Origin of the sequence: uncultured Pontibacter sp. (assembly GCF_947499215.1) — a bacterium.
Taxonomy (GTDB): domain Bacteria; phylum Bacteroidota; class Bacteroidia; order Cytophagales; family Hymenobacteraceae; genus Pontibacter.
Genome location: NZ_CANMNI010000003.1, coordinates 640,874 through 659,751, shown reverse-complemented (window position 1 = coordinate 659,751; position 18,878 = coordinate 640,874). Strand labels below are relative to the sequence as shown.

Here is an 18,878-nt window from a genome sequence, read left to right as displayed (position 1 = left end):
TGACTTTCATCACTTAGGCAGTGATTTTAATCATTGTTTTTGCCCGCGAAGGAACGTAACTCGCAGCTTGAACAGCTTAGGCGGGAAGATGTTCTCATGGAGCATGTCTTTTAAATGTCGTAAATTGCCTGTCCTAAAGCACGTGGGTGTACTTTATTAGCTAACCCGTTATTTTTTGATTAATTCTGCTTACACTTATGCAACAGTGGACTAAACTGAGTAAGGACACGATCCGAACCATCGTATTCAATGCGCTGGAAGAGAACATCAACTTTTATGAGGAGAACATACTAGGCGTACCAGGCTCGCACCTCGACAACAAAGTGTTTTATCAGGATGCCCCTTTCTTGAAAGACGCCCCTTTCCTGACCGCGCTCATCCACAACCCAAACCATATCGGCTGCCATACCTTAGGGGCTTCAGAGTCTTTTTTCAGAGGCACACACCAGATCGAGCGGGAACTGATCGGGCTGTGCGCTGAGCAGATCCTGAAAGCCGAGCCGGACAGTTGTGACGGCTACGTGGCGGCGGGTGGCACCGAGGCTAATTTGCAGGCGATTTGGATCTACCGCAACTACTTCCGCAATCACGAGGGCGTACGCAACGACAGCATCTGCATCCTCTGCTCCCGCGATAGCCACTACTCCATGAGCAAAGCAGCTAATGTGTTTGACCTCGCCATCGCCATGGTACAGGTGGACGAGGCAACCCGCGCCATTGATGAGGAGCACCTGCAAGAGGTAATCGCGACGCAGAAAGCAAAGGGCAAGAGCCACTTTATTGTGGTGGCCAATATGATGACAACCATGTTTGGCTCAGTGGATAACGCAGAGGTATATGCAGCTACGCTTGAAGCCAATGACTGCCGGTTTATGATACACGTGGATGCGGCTTTCGGAGGCTTCATCTACCCTTTCACCAACCCGGACAACACGCTCAACTTCCAAAATAAGCACATCACCTCCGTGACCTTGGATGCGCACAAGATGGTGCAGGCACCTTACGGCACGGGCATCTTCCTGATCCGGAAAGGCTTTATGCAGCACGCCAACACCAAGGAGGCCAGCTACGTGGAGGGCGAGGACTTTACCCTGATCGGTAGCCGCTCTGGTGCCAACGCCATCGCCGTTTGGATGATTCTGATGACCTACGGGCGCTACGGCTGGGAAGAGAAGACTACTACCCTGCTCAACCGCGCCGCTTGGTTGGCCGGCGAACTGGACAAAGCAGGTATAGCTTACTACCGCAACCCTTATTCAAACATCATTACCATGCGTAGCGAGCACCTTAACAAAGGAGTCGCCAGCAAGTATGGCCTTGTGCCGGACAACCACCATGAGGCCAACTGGTACAAAGTTGTGGTAATGGACCATGTGACCATCGACCGCCTGATCCCACTTTTAGAAGATTTGAAAGCCTATCAAAAAGAGGCTTGCTTGATAGAATAGGCTTGAATAGCTCATCCCCCATAAAACAGGAAAGGCTCCCTTGTTGGGAGCCCTTCCTGTTTTATGGGGCTTCTGGCGCTTACATTGTCGCTACTACCTTCCTTTCGGCTACCGCACCATTTCCCTGATAATTTGCCAAGAATAGCGCCAGTTTATCCATGGTCAGGCTCAGCTCCTCGAGTTCCGGCAGGTATACGATGCGGAAGTGGTCCGGCTGCGGCCAATTAAAGCCACTGCCCTGCACCAACAGCACATGCTGCTCCCGCAGGAAATCCAGCACAAATGCCTGATCATCCTTTATACCGTACTTTTTGACATCTATTTTCGGGAAAAGATAAAAAGCCCCCTTGGGTTTGACACAGCTAATACCGGGTATGGCAACCAGCTTATCATAGCAAAGGTCGCGCTGCTGCCGGAGTCTGCCGGTGGGCAGCACGAGTTCCTCCATCTGCTGCGGTCCTTCCAAGGCGGCCTCTATGGCAAACTGCGCTGGCACATTGCTGCACACCCGCAGGCTCGCCATCGTATTCAGGCCGTCTATGTAGCTTTTGGCCTTTGCCTTGTTGCCGCTCACCAGCATCCAGCCCGCCCGGAAACCGGCCGCCAAGTAGTTTTTGGACAGCCCGCTGAAAGTCACCGTCAGCACGTCATCAGAAAAGGTGGCCGTGGAGCGGAATTCCACTTCATCATAGAGAATCCTGTCGTAGATCTCATCCGAAAACAGCACCAGCCTGTGTTCCGCCGCCAACTCGACCAGCCCCTGCAACAGCTCCGGCGGGTACACCGCACCAGTCGGGTTATTCGGATTGATGATCACGATAGCTTTCGTGCGGCTCGTAATCTTGCTTTTGATGTCATTCAAATCAGGGTTCCAATCCGACGCCTCGTCGCAGAGGTAGTGCACCGCCTTTCCGCCTGAGAAGCGCACTGCCGCCGTCCACAGCGGATAATCCGGCGCGGGCACTAGCACCTCGTCGCCGGGATTGAGTAATCCCTGCACCGCATGCAGAATCAGCTCGCTCACGCCGTTGCCGATCGAAATATCATCGGTGTGAATGCCCGCTATACCTTTTGCGGCATAGTAAGTCTTAATGGCCTCGCGGGCCGATAGCAAGCCTTTGTGATCGGAATAACCCTGTGCGTGGCGCAGGTTGTCTATAATGCTTCGGATGACAGCCTCCGGCGCATCAAAGCCGAAGGGAGCCGGGTTCCCGATGTTCAGTTTGGTAATGCGGTGGCCTGCCTGCTCCAGTTCCTTTGCCTTCTCATATATGGGCCCGCACAGTTCGTAATGAACCGCATTGAGCCGCGTGCTGCGTTGTATCATGTATTCGTAAATTTCCCAAATTTAATGCTTTGCCACACACTTTAAACCTACACGAGTCATTAAAATCATGTCGCTGTTTTTGGCAGAAGCCAGCACCCACTTATACCGGCAGCATCATAAAAAAATCGGTCTAAGACACACGACTTTCCCTTGCTTATACCTGTTGAAAATTCTCTCTCATTACTTACAGCGATACTTCATACACAATAATATTAAACGCTGAATCACAAAACACTAACACAACTCACACATGCGTTAAAAAGGCGAATCTGCGACACCGGGCTTATGGTCAGCTTGCACAGGCACTACTTCAAAACCTCCCTCCGCAAGCAAGCGCACCAAGTAGAGTTTGTCGAAGCCTTCATCGGCTTGGAGATGGTTTAGTCGCTTGTGGGTACCATAGATGTCAAACTCCCAATATAGTTCCTGCTAAGGCAGAACCAAAAACTAAAATTCTTAGTATATATTGCCAAATATATTAGCAAACCCTATATTTGAGGCATGTGTCGCGAAAGAGACCAAAACAGACAGCACTATGGAAAAAACACATACCCTGAACACCCTGCCGGAGAGCCTTGAGATACTACCCCTTCACTTATCAGAGTTATTGGACCTGCCTATCAGCCAGAGTTACGTGGCGGCGGGCTTCCCCTCGCCGGCCGAGGACTATCTAGAAGATAAAGTCAATCTGCAGCAGGTGCTCATCCGCAACCCCACCGCTACTTATCTGTTGCGGGTACGGGGCGAGTCGATGCGTGACGCCCGCCTGCACGACGGCGACATACTTGTGGTGGACCGCTCCCTCAAGCCGAGCCACGGACACATCATCATCGGGGTGGTGGACGGCGAGTTCACCGTGAAGCGGCTGCTGCAGAAAGGCCCCCGCCTGTTTCTGCAGCCGGCCAACGAACTATACCCGCCTGTGGAGATTACGGAGGAAATGGATTTCAAACCGTGGGGCGTCGTGGTGTGGTCGCTGCACAAAGTGAACGGTGGCCATGACTAGCCTTTTCGCCCTCGTGGACTGCAACAATTTCTACGCCTCCTGCGAGCGGGTATTCGACCCGAAACTGGAGGGCAAGCCCATCGTGGTGCTCTCCAATAACGACGGTTGCATCATCGCGCGGTCCAACGAGGCCAAGGCCTTAGGCATTAAAATGGGTGAGCCCGCCTTTCAAGTAAAAGATGTAATAGAGCAACACAACGTACACGTTTTCAGCAGCAACTACACATTGTATGGCGACATGTCGGCACGGGTGATGCAGACACTGGCGCAGTTCACACCCAACCTAGAGGTATACTCCATCGATGAGGCTTTTATGGACTTGGGCAACTTCTACGGCCGCGATCTGAACCAGTATGCCGGGGAGATACGCCATACCGTCAGGACATGGACAGGTATACCGGTGTCGGTGGGCGTTGCCCCAACCAAGACGCTGGCCAAGTTGGCTAACCGGCTTTCGAAAAAGTCTAAGAAAGCGGACGGGGTACTGGTGCTCACAGATGAGCGGCACATCATGGAAGCCCTTCGACGAACGGAGGTAGGCGACGTGTGGGGCGTGGGCAGACGCTATGCCCGCAAGCTGGCCGGCTTTGGCATACACTCCGCCTTGGACCTGCGCAATGCCTCCGATGCCTTCGTAAAGAAACACCTGACCGTGGTGGGCCTGCGCACCGTGCGGGAGTTGCGGGGTGAGCCTTGCCAAGATCTCGAAATGATGGCTCCTAACAAGCAGCACATCTGCACTTCGCGTTCGTTTGGCAAAGCAGTCACGGAACCGTCGCAGCTGCAGGAGGCTACGGCTAACTACGCTTCGCGCTGCGCCGCCAAGCTGCGCAGCCAGCAGAGCTGTGCGGGAGCTATTACAGTGTTTGTGGAAACAAACCGTTTTCGGGAAGCGGACGCACAGTACTTCAATAGCAAAACTATCGCCCTGCCTACCGCCACCAACAGCACACTGGAACTGCTGCAGTATGCCAGTCTGGCCTTGCAGTCGCTCTACCGCGAAGGCTACCGCTATAAGAAAAGCGGCGTGATCGTGTCGGAGTTGCGGCCTCAGAACCAAGTACAGACCTCCCTACTCGACACCGTGGACCGCGACAAGCACCAACGGCTCATGCATACCCTCGACAAACTAAACAGCGCCTGGGGCCGCGACACGGTCACCTGCGCCGCACAGGGCACCACCCGCCCGTGGCAGCTGAAATGTGAAAAGAAGTCGCCTTGCTATACCACACAGTTGGGGGAATTGCTGTGTGTTGGGTGATTGTCCCAACTCAGAACAGGAGGAGAAGCGGTGCATGATTGTCATACCCCTAGTCCGGGATCTTCGACTTCAAAGGGGGACTTAGTTCTCATAACATAGCAAAAGTCGCTAACTAAAAGCTAAGCACAAGAGCTAAATTCAGATTTCTCACTAAAGTTCGAAATGACAGTAAAAGAGTTTTAACACTATGAAAGCAGAAGAATTTTTGAAGGGAAGAGGCGCCCAGTATAATCCGGCAAACCCATACCTGAAACAGGAGTATGTCGCTGAGCACATCGAGGGACTGGATGAGGCGATGCTCTCCAACTCCAGAACCGAGTTCTTCACGGAGCACCCCAAAAAGATCGTGAACAAAGTGGAGAGTCCGGACTTGGGGCTCTCCTACTCCATGAACCCCTACCAAGGCTGTGAGCACGGCTGCGTGTACTGCTACGCCCGCAACACGCACCAGTATTGGGGCTACGGCGCCGGACTGGACTTTGAGCGCAAGATCATCGTCAAGGAAAACGCCTCGGAAGTACTGGCACACCAACTGGAGAATAAGAACTGGCAGGTGATGCCCATCATGCTGGCCGGCAACACCGACTGCTACCAGCCCATCGAAGCGAAGAAACAACTGACTAGGCGTATGCTCGAGGTGCTGCTTCAGTACCGCCATCCAGTCAGCATCATCACCAAAAACGCGCTCATCCTCCGCGACCTCGACCTGCTGCAGGAGCTCAACAAGCTGGACTTAGTGCATGTGAACATCAGCATCACGACCCTCGATGAGAAACTGCGCCAGAAGCTGGAGCCCCGCACCGCCACGGGCGCACGGCGTATGCAGGTGGTGAAGCAACTGACGGACGTCGGTATACCTGTCAATGTGATGGTAGCCCCCATTATCCCCGGTCTCAACGACTCTGAGATTCCCGCCATCATTAAACGTGCGGCCGAGGCGGGTGCCAGCAGCGCGGCTTATACCATCGTACGGCTCAACGGCAGCATCGGCCCCATCTTCGAAGACTGGATTCGGGAGGCTTTTCCAGACCGGGCTGACAAGGTGTTGAGCCAAATCGCAGACTGCCACGGCGGACAACTCAACGACAGCCGCTTCGGCACGCGCATGCGCGGCGAAGGTCGTTTTGCGGATGCTATCAACAAGCTCTTTAAGATGAGCCGCAACCGCTACTTGGCAGGCCGCAGCATGAAACCCTACAACTATAACCACTTCTGCACCAAAGCAGGTATACAGATGAATCTCTTTTAAAAGTTGAATTAAAGTCAGTCTACTCAGATACCCTTGTACTCGCCCACACAGGTATAAGCGGATGGCGCATTGAAAAACAACCCTTTCAACCAAATGCTAACAGCCTGTTGCGAATGCCGCCAATAAGCCTTATCATTGGTAGGCACAACATTTGGCTGACCTACAAGGTATAGAAAACCACCCGTGCCGCCTGCTATTTCAAGACAGTAAAAAACCTTGCATGGAACCCGGAAAAGACATTATAGTAAATAGCTGGGCAGACGTACAATCCGCCCTTTTTGACCACAGCTGGAACGAAAACCTCAGGCGCTTCCGCTCCTCCTATGTGTACAGGGGGTCATGGAGTCTGCAATACGACTTAAGTACCAGCCTGACGCGGCTCGGCAGTCGGTACCACGAACTGGAGCCTCACATTCTGCGCAACTTTCGGAAGTATGCCCATAGCAATTCGGCACCCGGCGACTCGATATGGAACTGGCTGGCCGTGGCGCAACACCACGGTCTTCCTACCCGCCTCCTCGACTGGACTTACTCCCCCTATGTGGCCTTGCACTTCGCTACCCAGAACCTGTCCAGCTACGACGAGGACGGCGCCATCTGGTGCGTGGATTATGTGAAGGCCAATGAGTTTTTACCACTTAAGCTCAAAACGGCAATCAAGGAGGAAGGCTCGAATGTATTCACCCCGGAAATATTGCAGCCCGTTTGCTGCTCTCTCAAAGAGCTGGCCTTGCTGCAAGGCGAAGAATATGTTGTTTTCCTAGAGCCCCCTTCGCTAGACGCCCGCATTGTGCACCAGTACGCCCTGTTCTCGCTTATGTCGACGGCGCAGGCCAACATGAGTGCATGGCTAGAACAGCATCCAGAGCTATATTTTAGGGTGATTATACCTGCCAGCCTAAAATGGGAAATACGGGACAAGCTGGACCAAGCCAACATCACCGAGCGCGTGCTTTTCCCGGGCTTGCAGGGCTTGAGCCAATGGTTAAAGAGACACTACACCCATGACTGAACCGTCATAAGTTTTTTACTAAAAAAACGGCTCAGGGCGCTGATTTCTCCCAAAATATCCATACTTTGATAGACCGTTTACAGAAATTTTTACGCCTACTAAATGAACCCTTTTTTACTGCCTGCAGGCAAAGCCTCCAAAAGCCTTGCTTTGAATAACTTAACCTGCTTCCGCTTAAACAAATCCCTGAAGTACACACCCGGTATCCTCGCCGCCGCCCTCTTCCTGAGCACTTCCTCCTGCACGCAGGAGAAGGAAGCGCATTCGGCCACGCTGCCGGATAGCACGGAAAGGTATGAGTTGCCTGCCGCGGCAGACAGCGCCGTTACCGCTTCAGAAGACACCATGACTGTCCAAGTGGCAAGCCCGGAACAGGCAGATGCTCCCGCACCGGCAGCTACTCCAGATTCCTATGTGTATCCGGGACCGGCTCCACTACCGGGCGCCATCCTGCCGCAGAAGCGTATTCTGGCCTACTATGGCAATCCGCTTTCGAAGCGTATGGGTATATTGGGTGAATATCCGGTTGAAGAAATGCTCCGCCGTCTGGACGAAGAGGTGGCCAACTGGACCAAAGCCGACTCGCTCACACCCGTTCAGCCCGCCCTGCACGCCATTGTGGTGACCGCCCAAGGGCACCCGGGCCGTGGTGACAAGTACCGCCTCCGCATGACCGACAAAATGATAGAAGATGTGTTGGAGATGGCCAGTCAGCGCGATGCGTTGGTGTTTCTGGATGTGCAGGTAGGCCGCAGCACCCTACCCGAGGAGTTACCCCGCCTGACCCAGTTCCTGAAGCTGCCAAACGTACACTTGGGTATAGACGCCGAGTTTGCCATGAAAGAGGATGGAGTGCCCGGAAAGAAAATAGGCAGCTTCGATGCCGAGGACATCAACTACGCTACTGAACTGCTGGCTAATATCGCCAAAGAGTACAACCTGCCGCCTAAACTGCTCATCGTGCACCGCTTCACGCAGCGCATGATCCAGAACTCTCAGGACATCAAACTCCGACCGGAGGTACAGGTGGTGATGCATATGGACGGCTGGGGATCGCCGGCACTTAAAAAGGACACCTACCGCCGCTTTATTGCCAAAGAGCCCGTGCAGTATACAGGTTTTAAGGTGTTCTATAAGAATGACACCCGAAACAATACCCGCCTGATGACACCTGAGGAGATATTGCAGCTGAATCCAAAACCGCTGTATATCCAGTATCAATAAGGCAAAAGAGAAACGATCCTTACTCTTTAAGTTAAGTTGCTTCGCCCGTTGCTAGCGAGTTTTATGCAAACTCGCTAGCAACGGGCGAATTAGTTATCGCATAGCTGCCTGTTATATAAATCTTCCGTTCAAAGCGCCAGTCCCGTTTGCCGTATCAAAGGATTGTCAGTAGCAAATGCTAAAAGAAAAATTATTATTTCAGTAGTTGCCTTTCTGATTATGAAAAATATTCCCGAAATTAATCACGAGACCACACGCAGACAAAAATGTAAAAAAAACGGGACACAAAATGAGTAAAAAGGTCCGGGTTTTGCGTTACAAGTAAAAGACAATATTAAACAATGCACTTATAAAGCCAGAAGGGCTATAGGCGCCAGAAACCACAAAATTCGGGAATCATGACGCAGTTGTTCAAGCTCTCCAATCTGACTACGTTTTTAGTTCGGTTTATTCAGATCATCATCGTGTTCCCGATGGCGGTCCTTATCAGTTTTTACCTCCCGCCCATTAGTTTTATCGACTACGAGCTGAACTTCCTCCTGTGCGTTGTTTTGGCGGCTATTGTTTCGGTGGTCATTACGCTTATCAGCCACAAACTTATCCTGTTGGCCTTTGTGGGTATTATGGGGGCCATGTTCTTCAATAGTACTTTCGACGACTATACGATGGAGAACCTCTACGCTGACTATAATGCCATGCTGGTGAACATGACCAGTAACTCCAGCAAAGTATCTTATTTCAAGCCGGTGAAAGGCACTTACTTTCAGGAGCGTCGCGTGAAAAGCGCCATGCAGCCGACACACCCGGCCGTTCGCTCCTTTGCCGTAGAAAACTCCACCCGCTACTTCCACGACGAGTACTACCGCAAGTATGGCAAGATGGTGCGCTATTTCTCGCTCTTTAAGCATGTGCGCAACAGTTGGCGCTACGTAAATGACCCGCTGGGGCTCGACTACTACTCCCCTCCTACTGAAAGTATCCAACTGCTGGCAGGCGACTGCGACGACTATGCCATCCTGATGGCCTCTTCGATTATGGCCATCGGTGGTGAGGCCCGCATCGTGATCTCGCCTAACCACATGTATGCGGAGGTGAAGATGGGCACTGTGGAGGATCTGGACAAGGTAAGCTATGCCGTGCGTTCGCTTTTCCCGGATGAGGTGACAGGCGGCAAAATCCACTTCCACGAGACAAACGGCGAACTCTGGATCAACTTCGACTACACCGCTGGCTATCCGGGTGGCCCGTTCTTGGAGCCGGAGCTATACAGCGTGATCAATTTCACCAATTCCTAAGCCTTGCAGAGCTGATTATACCCTGATAGCATAGCTTATTTTCAAGATATACCGTACAAATGCAGCAGCCGCTTGATTAGCGGCTGTTTATTTTATATACTTATCCTCACAGAATAAAACAAACGAAGAAAATATGCCCAAAATCCTGATCATAGATGACGAGCGGGCCATCCGCAGCACATTAAAGGAGATATTGGAATTTGAAAACTATACCGTTGACGAAGCCGAAGACGGTTTGAAAGGATTGCAGCAAATCGGCAAAACCAAGTATGATGCCGTACTCTGCGACATCAAGATGCCGGGTATGGATGGTATAGAGGTACTGGAGAAGGCTATGGAAGTAGCGCCTGACACCCCTTTTATCATGATATCGGCGCACGGCACCATCGATACGGCCGTGGAGGCCACCAAAAAAGGCGCCTACGACTTCCTGCAGAAGCCACCGGATCTGAACCGACTGCTGGTGTCGGTGCGCAATGCGCTCGACAAATCCAGTCTGGTGACCGAAACCAAAATCCTGAAGAAGAAAATATCGAAGACCTACGAAATGGTAGGCACCTCTGAAGCGCTGGGCCGCGTGAAGCAGGCTATTGAGAAAGTAGCTCCAACCGACGCCCGGGTGCTAATTACCGGTCCGAACGGTTCCGGTAAGGAATTGGTGGCGCGTGCGATTCATGAGCATAGCAACCGCTCTGGCGGCCCGCTTATAGAGGTGAACTGCGCCGCTATACCGAGCGAACTGATCGAAAGTGAATTGTTCGGCCATGAGAAAGGCTCCTTTACCTCAGCCGTAAAGCAGCGCATCGGTAAATTTGAGCAGGCCAATGGCGGCACCCTGTTTTTGGACGAAGTGGGCGACATGAGCCTGTCGGCGCAGGCTAAAGTGCTGCGTGCCCTGCAGGAGCACAAGATCACCCGTGTAGGCGGCGACAAAGACATACAGGTGGATGTGCGCGTACTGGCCGCTACCAACAAGAACCTGCTGGAAGAGATTGAAGCCAAGACGTTCCGAGAAGACCTTTACCACCGTCTGGGTGTTATCCTAATCCATGTGCCGCCGCTGAATGAGCGTCGCGAGGATATACCTGACTTGGTGCAGAAGTTCCTGCAGGACATTGCCAATGACTATGGCAATAAGCCGAAAGAGATCACGGCCGATGCCTTGGAGTACTTGAAAACCTTGGACTGGCGAGGAAACGTGCGTGAGCTTCGCAATGTGGTAGAGCGCCTCGTCATTATGAGCGGACAGGAAATCACACAGGAGGACGCCAAGGCTTATGCCCGTCCGGCGGTATCCTAAAGACAGTCACCTATACTTATGCTCACCTTAGCAAAACGCCCCGGCCAAATGGCTGGGGCGTTTTGTTTTATACCTAAGCTGCCTTTTGCTGCTTCTGTAGACAGCAGTTTTTATACTTCTCCCCGCTTCCACACGGGCAGGGCTCATTTCGGCCCAGTCGCTTGCCGTAGGGGTTGAGTAACTCCCGGAAATTAATACGGAAACGCTTTTTGGGATTCTGCTGAAACACTTTTGTCAGCAGTTCATACAGACGGGGATGCTTCTCAGCCAATTGACCGGGCTTCTCAAAAAAGTACTCGGTCACCACCGCAAAAAACTCTGCTTCGCTCGTGGCTCCATAAGAGTTGATATCGGACTTCCCTTTCTCGATCTGCGTAATCTTGCGGTACATGAGTTCTTCCCAAGGACGCACCAGTTCATCCGGCAGGTAAGTCTTGGGCACCCCGTCTATCTCACCATCGGCTTGATCGAGCATGTGGGCAAACTCGTGTATACCCACATTTTTGCGGTCGGCCATGTCGTTAAAGCCCTGCTCTAGCGCCGGTTTAGACAGGGTTACGTAGTGGTCATTCTGAAAAGGATTAACACGGCCCAGCACCTCCGACACAGCTTCGTTCTCCGGATCTTTAAAGCGCTTTATACTGCCCGGAAACACCAACACCTCCCCCAGATTATGGTACTCCCAGTCCTGAAAGCCGAAAATCGGAATGATCGCGCTGGCCCCTACTAGCACTTTGGTCGTATCATCCACCTCAGTCTGTATACCTGTGATCCGCTTCTCTGATACAAAAAGCAGCAGCATCTTCTCAAAGCGTTGTTTTTCATCCTCATTTTTCAATGTATGGTAAAAGCCAACGCGGTCCTGCAGAATTTTGCGCCACTCCACCGGGAAGTCCTGCTGAAGAATCTGTTTGCGGCGGCGCTCCTTGCGCGTGGCCCATCTATAAAAGAGCAGGATCATGCCTGCTACTAATGCTATGAAAAATATATAACCCATGGGCAGCTTAAACGGAAAATGAACGGATAGGGTGCTAGGCGATCAAAAGATTGCAGCCTCGAATATCAGAGTTATCGAACCGGCCCAATACCTCGAAGGTACCATCTTGGTGCATGCGGCCTATGTCCTTGGTTTCGATAAAGGCGCAGGAATCCACATTGGCCAAGTCAATCACATTGATACCTCCGGAGCGCATGTCAGGGCGGATGTCGAAGGGGTCGTTGAGGTCGCGCAGGAGTACGCGCATGGTATAGCCGGGGTGAAACAGGCCATCACCCATAGAGTAAGCCTGAGAGAGCAGTTCCGTCATGCCATATTCCGAGTGGATAGCCTCCATGCCAAAGCCCCGCTTCAAGTAATCATGCAACTCTTCCCGGATCATCTCGCGGCGGCGGCCCTTCATGCCGCCTGTCTCCATAATAGTTACGTTAGAGAAGTCTTCACGGCCCTGCAACTCATCGGCCCAGTCCAACAAAGCATAAGATACCCCTATCAGCAACACTTTCTTGCCTTTTTGCTGCACTGCCTTGATGGTCTGCAACAGTTGCCCGTGGTTGCGCAGGTAAAAGCCCTCTTCCTCCTGCCCCGACTGCTTCACAAAAAAATCGACCATAGCCACCAGCGAAGAGCCACCCTGCTCCAAATAAGAAGGCAAAAGTGCCAGTACCACGTAACCGGTTAGCGGACCATAGAACGTTTCGAAAATGCGCTGCGTGGTCTGTGTATACCAGTCCAAGGAGGCCACTAAGTGCTGACTGCGGGACATTTGGGTGGTGCCGCTGCTATAGAAAGTCGCCTCCGGCTCAAAGTCTCCCGTTTTCACCTCGTGGGATTTAAAAAATTCGATGGGCAGGAAAGGAATCTCCTCCAGACGGCTTACCTTCTGCGTGTTTTTCCCAAACTGCTGCAGATAGGAGCGATAGACAGGGTTATGCTCCGCTTGAAACCGAAAAAGTGCCAAAGCCGTTTCGGTGAAGTCAAAAGGCTGAGAACCGTGCAATTGGCTAAGGTGTCGGGCTTTGAAATCCATCCAAATTATTTATAACAATTCCTGTATCTGTTCGTTTGATTTAGTAAATTTAGCTTCATTTTCTGAGATCCCACATGAGATACATGCTAAAGTATGGTATGGCCTGCCTCCTGATGCTGCTGGCCTTTAGCTCCTGCCGCAAAGAACCCGTTTATGACGTAGTTCCCGAAATAGAATACAGGCGCGTGGAGCAGTACCATTTTGTGGACAGCGGGGACCCACTAAACCCTGACAAGCAGGTACTGCGTGACTCCCTTGTACTCGTCATCGGCTTTAAGGATGGTGACGGCAACCTCGGTCTGTCTACACAGCGGGAATCACCAGACCTGCGTCCCCCTTTCAATGAAGGTTCTGAGTATTACAACAATTTCCATACGGTGATGTACGTGCGGGTAGACGACCCTTTCACTTCTACCGGTTACCGTTTTGAGCCTTATCCCTTCCCATTACCCGGTTTTCAGTTCTCTGGCCGTTTTCAGAGACTCTCATCAGACGAGCGTCCTGAGCCACTTGAGGGAGAGATCAAGTATACGATCAACGAAATCAATTCCGGTGAGTTTCCGCTGCTGCAGCCCGGCACGGTTATTAAATTTGATATCTATATATACGACCGTACCACACCGGTACCCCACCGCAGCAATATCGTCACCACTGAAGAAATCACGCTATTCCAGCCCTCAGAAGGCTAAAATAGAAAAATTATAAAAGAGAAAGGCCCTGTACTTACTGGTACAGGGCCTTTCTCTTTTATAAATACTGTTTAGTAAATCGTAGGGTAGGCTTTCGGATCAGCCTCGTGCATGATTTCATATACCGCTTCGAATACATCTTCCGGATTCGGTTTGGAGAAGTAGTCACCATCAGATGAGTATGGTGGACGGTGCGCCTGTGCGGACAGACACTGCGGTTTGGAATCGAGGTAACGCCAAGCGCCCTGCTCATCCACGACCTGCTGCATCATAAAGGCGGTAGCGCCTCCCGGCACATCCTCATCGGCGAACAGCACACGGTTGGTCTTACGGATCGAGTCTGTGATCATGTGCTCCAAGTCAAACGGCAGCAGCGATTGTACGTCAATCACCTCAGCTGAAATGCCGAACTCCTCCAACTGACGGGCGGCCTCTTGCACGATGCGGCACATAGAGCCGTAAGTCACTATAGTAATCTCAGAACCTTCTTTCAGAACCTCCGGCTTACCCAGTGGCACAGTGAATTCAGCAATGTTGCTAGGTATACGCTCCTTCAAACGGTAACCGTTAAGGCATTCAATCACCAGCGCCGGCTCGTCAGACTTAAGCAATGTATTGTAGAAACCTGCGGCCTGCGTCATGTCACGAGGCACAAGCACATGCATCCCTCTGATACTGTGCAGGATCATACCAATCGGAGAACCGGAGTGCCAGATACCCTCCAGACGGTGACCACGGGTACGCACGATTAGCGGGGCCTTCTGTCCTCCTTTGGTGCGGTACTGCAAACAGGCCACATCGTCAGACAGAATCTGAATGGCATATAATAAGTAGTCGAGGTACTGGATTTCAGTTATCGGGCGCAGACCACGCAGGGCGGCACCTATACCTTGTCCGATGATGGTGCACTCGCGGATACCGGTGTCGGTTACACGCAGCTCACCGTGCTTTTCCTGCAAACCGGCAAAGGCTTGATTCACGTCACCGATGCGACCCACGTCCTCGCCAATGGCGAACACACGCGGGTCACGCGACAGCATGGCGTCGAAGCAGGCCTGCAACACCTCGCGGCCATCCACCACAGGAGCGTCTTCCGCAAACTCAGGCTTTATTTCCTCTACCAGCAGCGCGGCTTCTACGGACTGACTGTATAAATAAGAGTTGAACCGGTCGGCGTTCTCACCCAAGGTCTGCTCCAGCCAGCCAACTAGATCGCGTTTGGCTTGGTTGTTCTCATCGCGCACGTAGCGCAGCGCTTTGCGCACGGCTCTCACCGCGTCGCTGCGGATCGGAGTCGATGTTTTGCGGAGCTCTTCAGTAATGGTGGCGATCTCGGTGATATGCTCGCTGGCATTGGCCAGACTATCCATTAGGCGCAAGGCCTCTTCGTGATCTTCTTTGATGCTATCGGCAAAGGCACTCCAAGCGGCGCTACGGGCTTGACGCACCGTTTCTTTGGCTTCATTTTCGATCTCGTCCAGTTGCTCGGCTGTTGCTACTTCGGAGCTCAGTATCCACTCTCGCATCTTCACAAGGCAGTCGTGCTCCGCCTCCCAAGCCAGTCGGTCTTTGGATTTATAGCGCTCATGCGATCCGGAAGTGGAGTGTCCCTGCGGCTGGGTAACCTCCTCAACGTGCACCAGTACCGGCACATGCTCCTCGCGGCATACCTTCACGGCTGCCTCGTAGGCTTCGCAAAGGGCGGCATAGTCCCATCCCTTTACCTTAAATATCTCATAGCCCTGCTCCTCACGGCTATTGCGCTGGAAACCGGCCAGAATTTCAGAAATACTGCCTTTGGTGGTCTGGTACTCAGCTGGCACCGAAATACCGTAACCGTCGTCCCACACCGATACCAACATCGGCACCTGTAGCACACCGGCGGCATTGATGGCCTCGAAGAACATGCCCTCGGAGGTAGAAGCATTGCCGATGGTACCAAAAGCCACTTCGTTTCCGTTTACCGAAAACTGCTGCATACCCTGCAGATCAGGGTTCTGACGGTATAGTTTAGACGCATAGGCCAAGCCTACAAGGCGCGGCATTTGTGATGCGGTTGGTGAAATATCCGAACTGGAGTTCTTCTGCTCCATCAGGTTCTTCCAGTTGCCCTCCTCATCGAGCAGGCGGGTACCAAAGTGCCCGTTCATGGCGCGACCGGCTGTGGAAGGCTCTGCCTCCACATCGGTATGTGCGTATAACTGTGCAAAATACTGCTGGAGTGTTAGCTCACCGATGGCGAACATAAAAGTCTGGTCACGATAGTAGCCAGATCGGAAATCGCCGTTCTGGAAGAACTTGGCCATAGCCAACTGGGCTACTTCCTTGCCATCGCCGAAGATACCGAACTTGGCTTTGCCCATGAACACCTCTTTGCGGCCGGCAAGGCTCGCATGGCGGCTCTCCCACCCAATGCGGTAATCATTGAGTATTTCTTGAACGCTTAATCGTTGAGTTATAGATGCTTCAGCAGTTTGCATGTCTTGTCTGTAAAAGCTTATTGTGGATTTTCTCTTCAAAAGTACAGAAGATTAGCCTAAATTCAAATTAGAGCCCCTCCCGCATACTACTAGGTACAATAATTGATACTATTTTTTGATAAAAGATTTTATATCTTTGTTTGTTTGCAAAACCTCTTTTTACATTCGCAAAATTTCTTTACTTCGCATTATGAACAAAAAATTCTACCTTCTTACTCTGCTTAGCCTTTTACTGGCCGGCTTTACCGCCCAAGCACAGGGCGAACTCAAATTTGAAAAAGAGACACATGACTTTGGCACATTTGCCGAGGGCGTGATAGCTTCTTATGAGTTTGTAGTGAAGAACGTAGGCGACAAGCCTGTGGTTATCGCCCAAGTGCAACCTTCTTGCGGCTGTACCACACCAGAGTGGACTAAAGACCCAATCATGCCGGGAAAAACGGGTGTGATTAAAGCCATGTACAACAGCAACGGCCGTCCGGGACCGTTCCACAAATCAATCTCTATCACTTCCAATGCCGCTACGCCGCATGCTGTAATCTTCATAAAAGGAGAGGTTGGCCCAAAAGATTTAAAAACTAATCATACTCTGGAACAAAAAGCAAATTCACCGCGTTTGGCTGTTGGAACTACTTCACACAGCTTTGGAAAACTTGAAAAAGGACAAAAAGCCGTGGCGAAGTTCACAATCAAAAACACAGGTCGGCAGGACCTTGTGGTGCAGGGTGTGAAGTCAAACTGCAACTGCGTAACCTATAAAGTTTCGGAGCCGGCATTAAAACCCGGACAGCAGGCAACTTTGGAACTAACCTATATTCCCACAATGTTAAGGGAGCAAAACGAGGTGGTAACCATCGTATCAAATGATATAGTAATGCCAGACCTGAAGCTCACGCTGAAGGCAACTGTAGTAGAGAGTCTGGCTCAAAAGAATATGTTAAGGGAGGGCAGTCAGCCGGTACCTTTCAGATAGTTTTTTTCATAGTTTTATTTTGTACTAATGGCAGTGATTTTATCACTGCCTTTTTTCATTTTATACCTTCCCGTTCCAGCCTTTTGGCATTGCAGGATGCAATTTTGAGGTCACCGCCCCATTCAATTACCAAAGTCAGACTTTTCAACCGCAGTTTTGTACGGCCACCCATCTCCCTCGCTCCCTCAAATCGCTTTATATCAGCCTAGTGCAAATGTTTGCACATTGTTGAAGCAGCTTTCTCGATTAGCCTTTTATTTCAAGATAGTTATGGTATATTTGCGCAGCTTTTCCAATATCTAATACTATAAGAAAGAACGACATGATTATTGGTGTTCCAAAGGAAATCAAGAATAACGAAAACCGCGTAGGCGTAACTCCTGCCGGCGTGGTTGAACTGGTGCGCAATGGCCACACTGTTTATGTACAGGCTACTGCCGGTGAAGGCAGCGGTTTTCCAGACGAGTTGTATACCCAAGCCGGTGCCAGCATACTGCCAAGCATTGAGGAGGTATATGGCATCGCGGAAATGATCATCAAGGTGAAGGAGCCGATCGAGTCGGAGTATAACCTCATCAAAGAAGACCAGTTGCTGTTCACTTACTTCCACTTTGCTTCTTATGAGCCGCTTACGCACGCCATGATCAAGCAAAAAGCCGTTTGCCTTGCCTACGAAACAGTGGAGCGCGCTGACAGAAGCCTTCCATTGCTGGTACCTATGTCAGAAGTTGCTGGCCGTATGTCTGTGCAGGAAGGTGCTAAGTATCTGGAGAAACCGCTGAAAGGCCGTGGTATTCTGCTGGGTGGCGTACCGGGTGTTCGTCCTGCCAAGGTGATGATCCTAGGTGGCGGTGTAGTAGGAACAAACGCAGCCAAGATGGCTGCAGGTATGGGTGCCGATGTGACCATCCTCGATACAAACCTTGCTCGTCTGCGTTATCTGGACGATATCATGCCAGCCAACGTGAACACGTTCATGTCGAACGAATACAACATCCGCGAACTTCTTTCCACGCATGACCTGATAATCGGTGCCGTGTTGATCCCGGGTGCGAAAGCCCCTCACCTGATCACACGCGACATGTTGAAGGAAATGCGTCCGGGTACTGTGGTAGTGGACGTAGCCGTTGACCAAGGTGGTTGCATTGAAACCTGCAAGCCAACTACGCACGAGAACCCGACTTACATCATCGATGATGTGGTACACTACTGCGTAGCCAACATGCCCGGTGCTGTTCCTTATACTTCTACACTGGCACTTACCAACGCAACCCTGCCATTTGCGATCCAACTGGCCAATAAAGGCTGGAAAAAAGCCTGCGCCGACAGCAATGAGCTGAAGCTTGGCTTGAACGTGGTACAGGGCAAAGTGGTGTACAAAGGTGTGGCGGAAGCTTTCAACTTGGAGTATACAGAAGTTGATTCTGTACTGTAATCAAGGTATAGACCTCTATTTATAAGCAGTGCGCCTTTCTGACCTAGTCGGAAAGGCGCACTTGTTTTGTGAGTGCCGAATGCGCTCCTTTTTCGGTATCTTTGTGTTTTATTACAGACCTGCCGCTGCTTTTAGGGGTGGTCAAAACGCTA

15 protein-coding genes are annotated in these 18,878 nt (G+C 51.5%); 11 read left to right on the top strand and 4 right to left on the bottom strand.

The annotated features are described in order from the left end of the window. Positions 1-197: 197 nt before the first annotated feature. A complete protein-coding gene (locus Q1A04_RS16770) occupies positions 198-1,448 on the top strand; it encodes a pyridoxal-dependent decarboxylase (protein WP_299708300.1) in 1,251 nt (416 codons plus the stop codon). Positions 1,449-1,527: 79 nt separating this feature from the next. Here Q1A04_RS16770 and Q1A04_RS16765 read toward each other — a convergent pair whose 3' ends face one another. After that, positions 1,528-2,775, bottom strand: coding sequence for a pyridoxal phosphate-dependent aminotransferase (locus tag Q1A04_RS16765; RefSeq protein WP_299708298.1), 1,248 nt, complete (start codon positions 2,773-2,775; stop codon positions 1,528-1,530). A gap of 535 nt (positions 2,776-3,310) precedes the next feature. On the opposite strand from Q1A04_RS16765, the gene umuD reads away from it, so the two are divergent. The 7 genes from umuD to Q1A04_RS16730 all read left to right on the top strand — a co-directional run bounded on the left by umuD (position 3,311) and on the right by Q1A04_RS16730 (position 11,122). Continuing rightward, positions 3,311-3,781 carry a translesion error-prone DNA polymerase V autoproteolytic subunit gene (gene umuD / locus Q1A04_RS16760; RefSeq protein ID WP_299708296.1) on the top strand — a complete coding sequence of 157 codons (471 nt, stop codon included), beginning with the start codon at positions 3,311-3,313 and terminating at the stop codon, positions 3,779-3,781. After that, on the top strand, positions 3,774-5,042 hold the full coding sequence (locus Q1A04_RS16755; RefSeq protein WP_299708294.1) for a Y-family DNA polymerase: 1,269 nt from the start codon (positions 3,774-3,776) through the stop codon (positions 5,040-5,042). The genes umuD and Q1A04_RS16755 overlap by 8 nt, the downstream gene beginning before the upstream one ends. Before the next feature lie 187 nt (positions 5,043-5,229). Beyond that, complete coding sequence (locus Q1A04_RS16750) at positions 5,230-6,291, top strand: PA0069 family radical SAM protein (protein WP_299708292.1); 1,062 nt, start codon at positions 5,230-5,232, stop codon at positions 6,289-6,291. A 220-nt stretch (positions 6,292-6,511) separates the two neighbouring features. Then, positions 6,512-7,303: an FRG domain-containing protein gene (locus Q1A04_RS16745; protein WP_299708290.1), complete on the top strand. Its 792-nt coding sequence runs from the start codon at positions 6,512-6,514 to the stop codon at positions 7,301-7,303. 102 nt (positions 7,304-7,405) lie between these two features. After that, complete coding sequence (locus Q1A04_RS16740) at positions 7,406-8,527, top strand: hypothetical protein (protein ID WP_299708288.1); 1,122 nt, start codon at positions 7,406-7,408, stop codon at positions 8,525-8,527. Positions 8,528-8,925: 398 nt separating this feature from the next. After that, on the top strand, positions 8,926-9,822 hold the full coding sequence (locus Q1A04_RS16735) for a transglutaminase (RefSeq protein WP_299708286.1): 897 nt from the start codon (positions 8,926-8,928) through the stop codon (positions 9,820-9,822). A 133-nt stretch (positions 9,823-9,955) separates the two neighbouring features. Next, the gene (locus Q1A04_RS16730; protein WP_299708284.1) at positions 9,956-11,122 is read left to right on the top strand and encodes a sigma-54 dependent transcriptional regulator; all 1,167 of its coding nucleotides are present in this window, start codon (positions 9,956-9,958) and stop codon (positions 11,120-11,122) included. Positions 11,123-11,195: 73 nt separating this feature from the next. On the opposite strand, the gene Q1A04_RS16725 is transcribed toward Q1A04_RS16730, so the two are convergent. Then, the gene (locus Q1A04_RS16725) at positions 11,196-12,119 is read right to left on the bottom strand and encodes a zinc-dependent peptidase (RefSeq protein WP_299708282.1); all 924 of its coding nucleotides are present in this window, start codon (positions 12,117-12,119) and stop codon (positions 11,196-11,198) included. Between the two features lie 34 nt (positions 12,120-12,153). Beyond that, entirely contained in the window at positions 12,154-13,149 is a 996-nt protein-coding gene (locus Q1A04_RS16720; protein WP_299708280.1) for an acyl transferase, read from the bottom strand. A gap of 74 nt (positions 13,150-13,223) precedes the next feature. Here Q1A04_RS16720 and Q1A04_RS16715 point away from each other — a divergent pair, with 74 nt between their 5' ends. Beyond that, complete coding sequence (locus Q1A04_RS16715; protein ID WP_299708278.1) at positions 13,224-13,838, top strand: hypothetical protein; 615 nt, start codon at positions 13,224-13,226, stop codon at positions 13,836-13,838. Between the two features lie 71 nt (positions 13,839-13,909). Here the strand turns inward: Q1A04_RS16715 and Q1A04_RS16710 are convergent, their stop codons facing one another. Continuing rightward, on the bottom strand, positions 13,910-16,318 hold the full coding sequence (locus Q1A04_RS16710; protein ID WP_299708276.1) for a thiamine pyrophosphate-dependent enzyme: 2,409 nt from the start codon (positions 16,316-16,318) through the stop codon (positions 13,910-13,912). 190 nt (positions 16,319-16,508) lie between these two features. On the opposite strand from Q1A04_RS16710, the gene Q1A04_RS16705 reads away from it, so the two are divergent. Further along, positions 16,509-17,291 (top strand): DUF1573 domain-containing protein, encoded by a 783-nt coding sequence (locus Q1A04_RS16705; protein ID WP_299708274.1) that lies wholly within the window; start codon positions 16,509-16,511, stop codon positions 17,289-17,291. A 322-nt stretch (positions 17,292-17,613) separates the two neighbouring features. Then, positions 17,614-18,726: an alanine dehydrogenase gene (ald, locus tag Q1A04_RS16700; protein WP_299708272.1), complete on the top strand. Its 1,113-nt coding sequence runs from the start codon at positions 17,614-17,616 to the stop codon at positions 18,724-18,726. Positions 18,727-18,878: the final 152 nt, after the last annotated feature.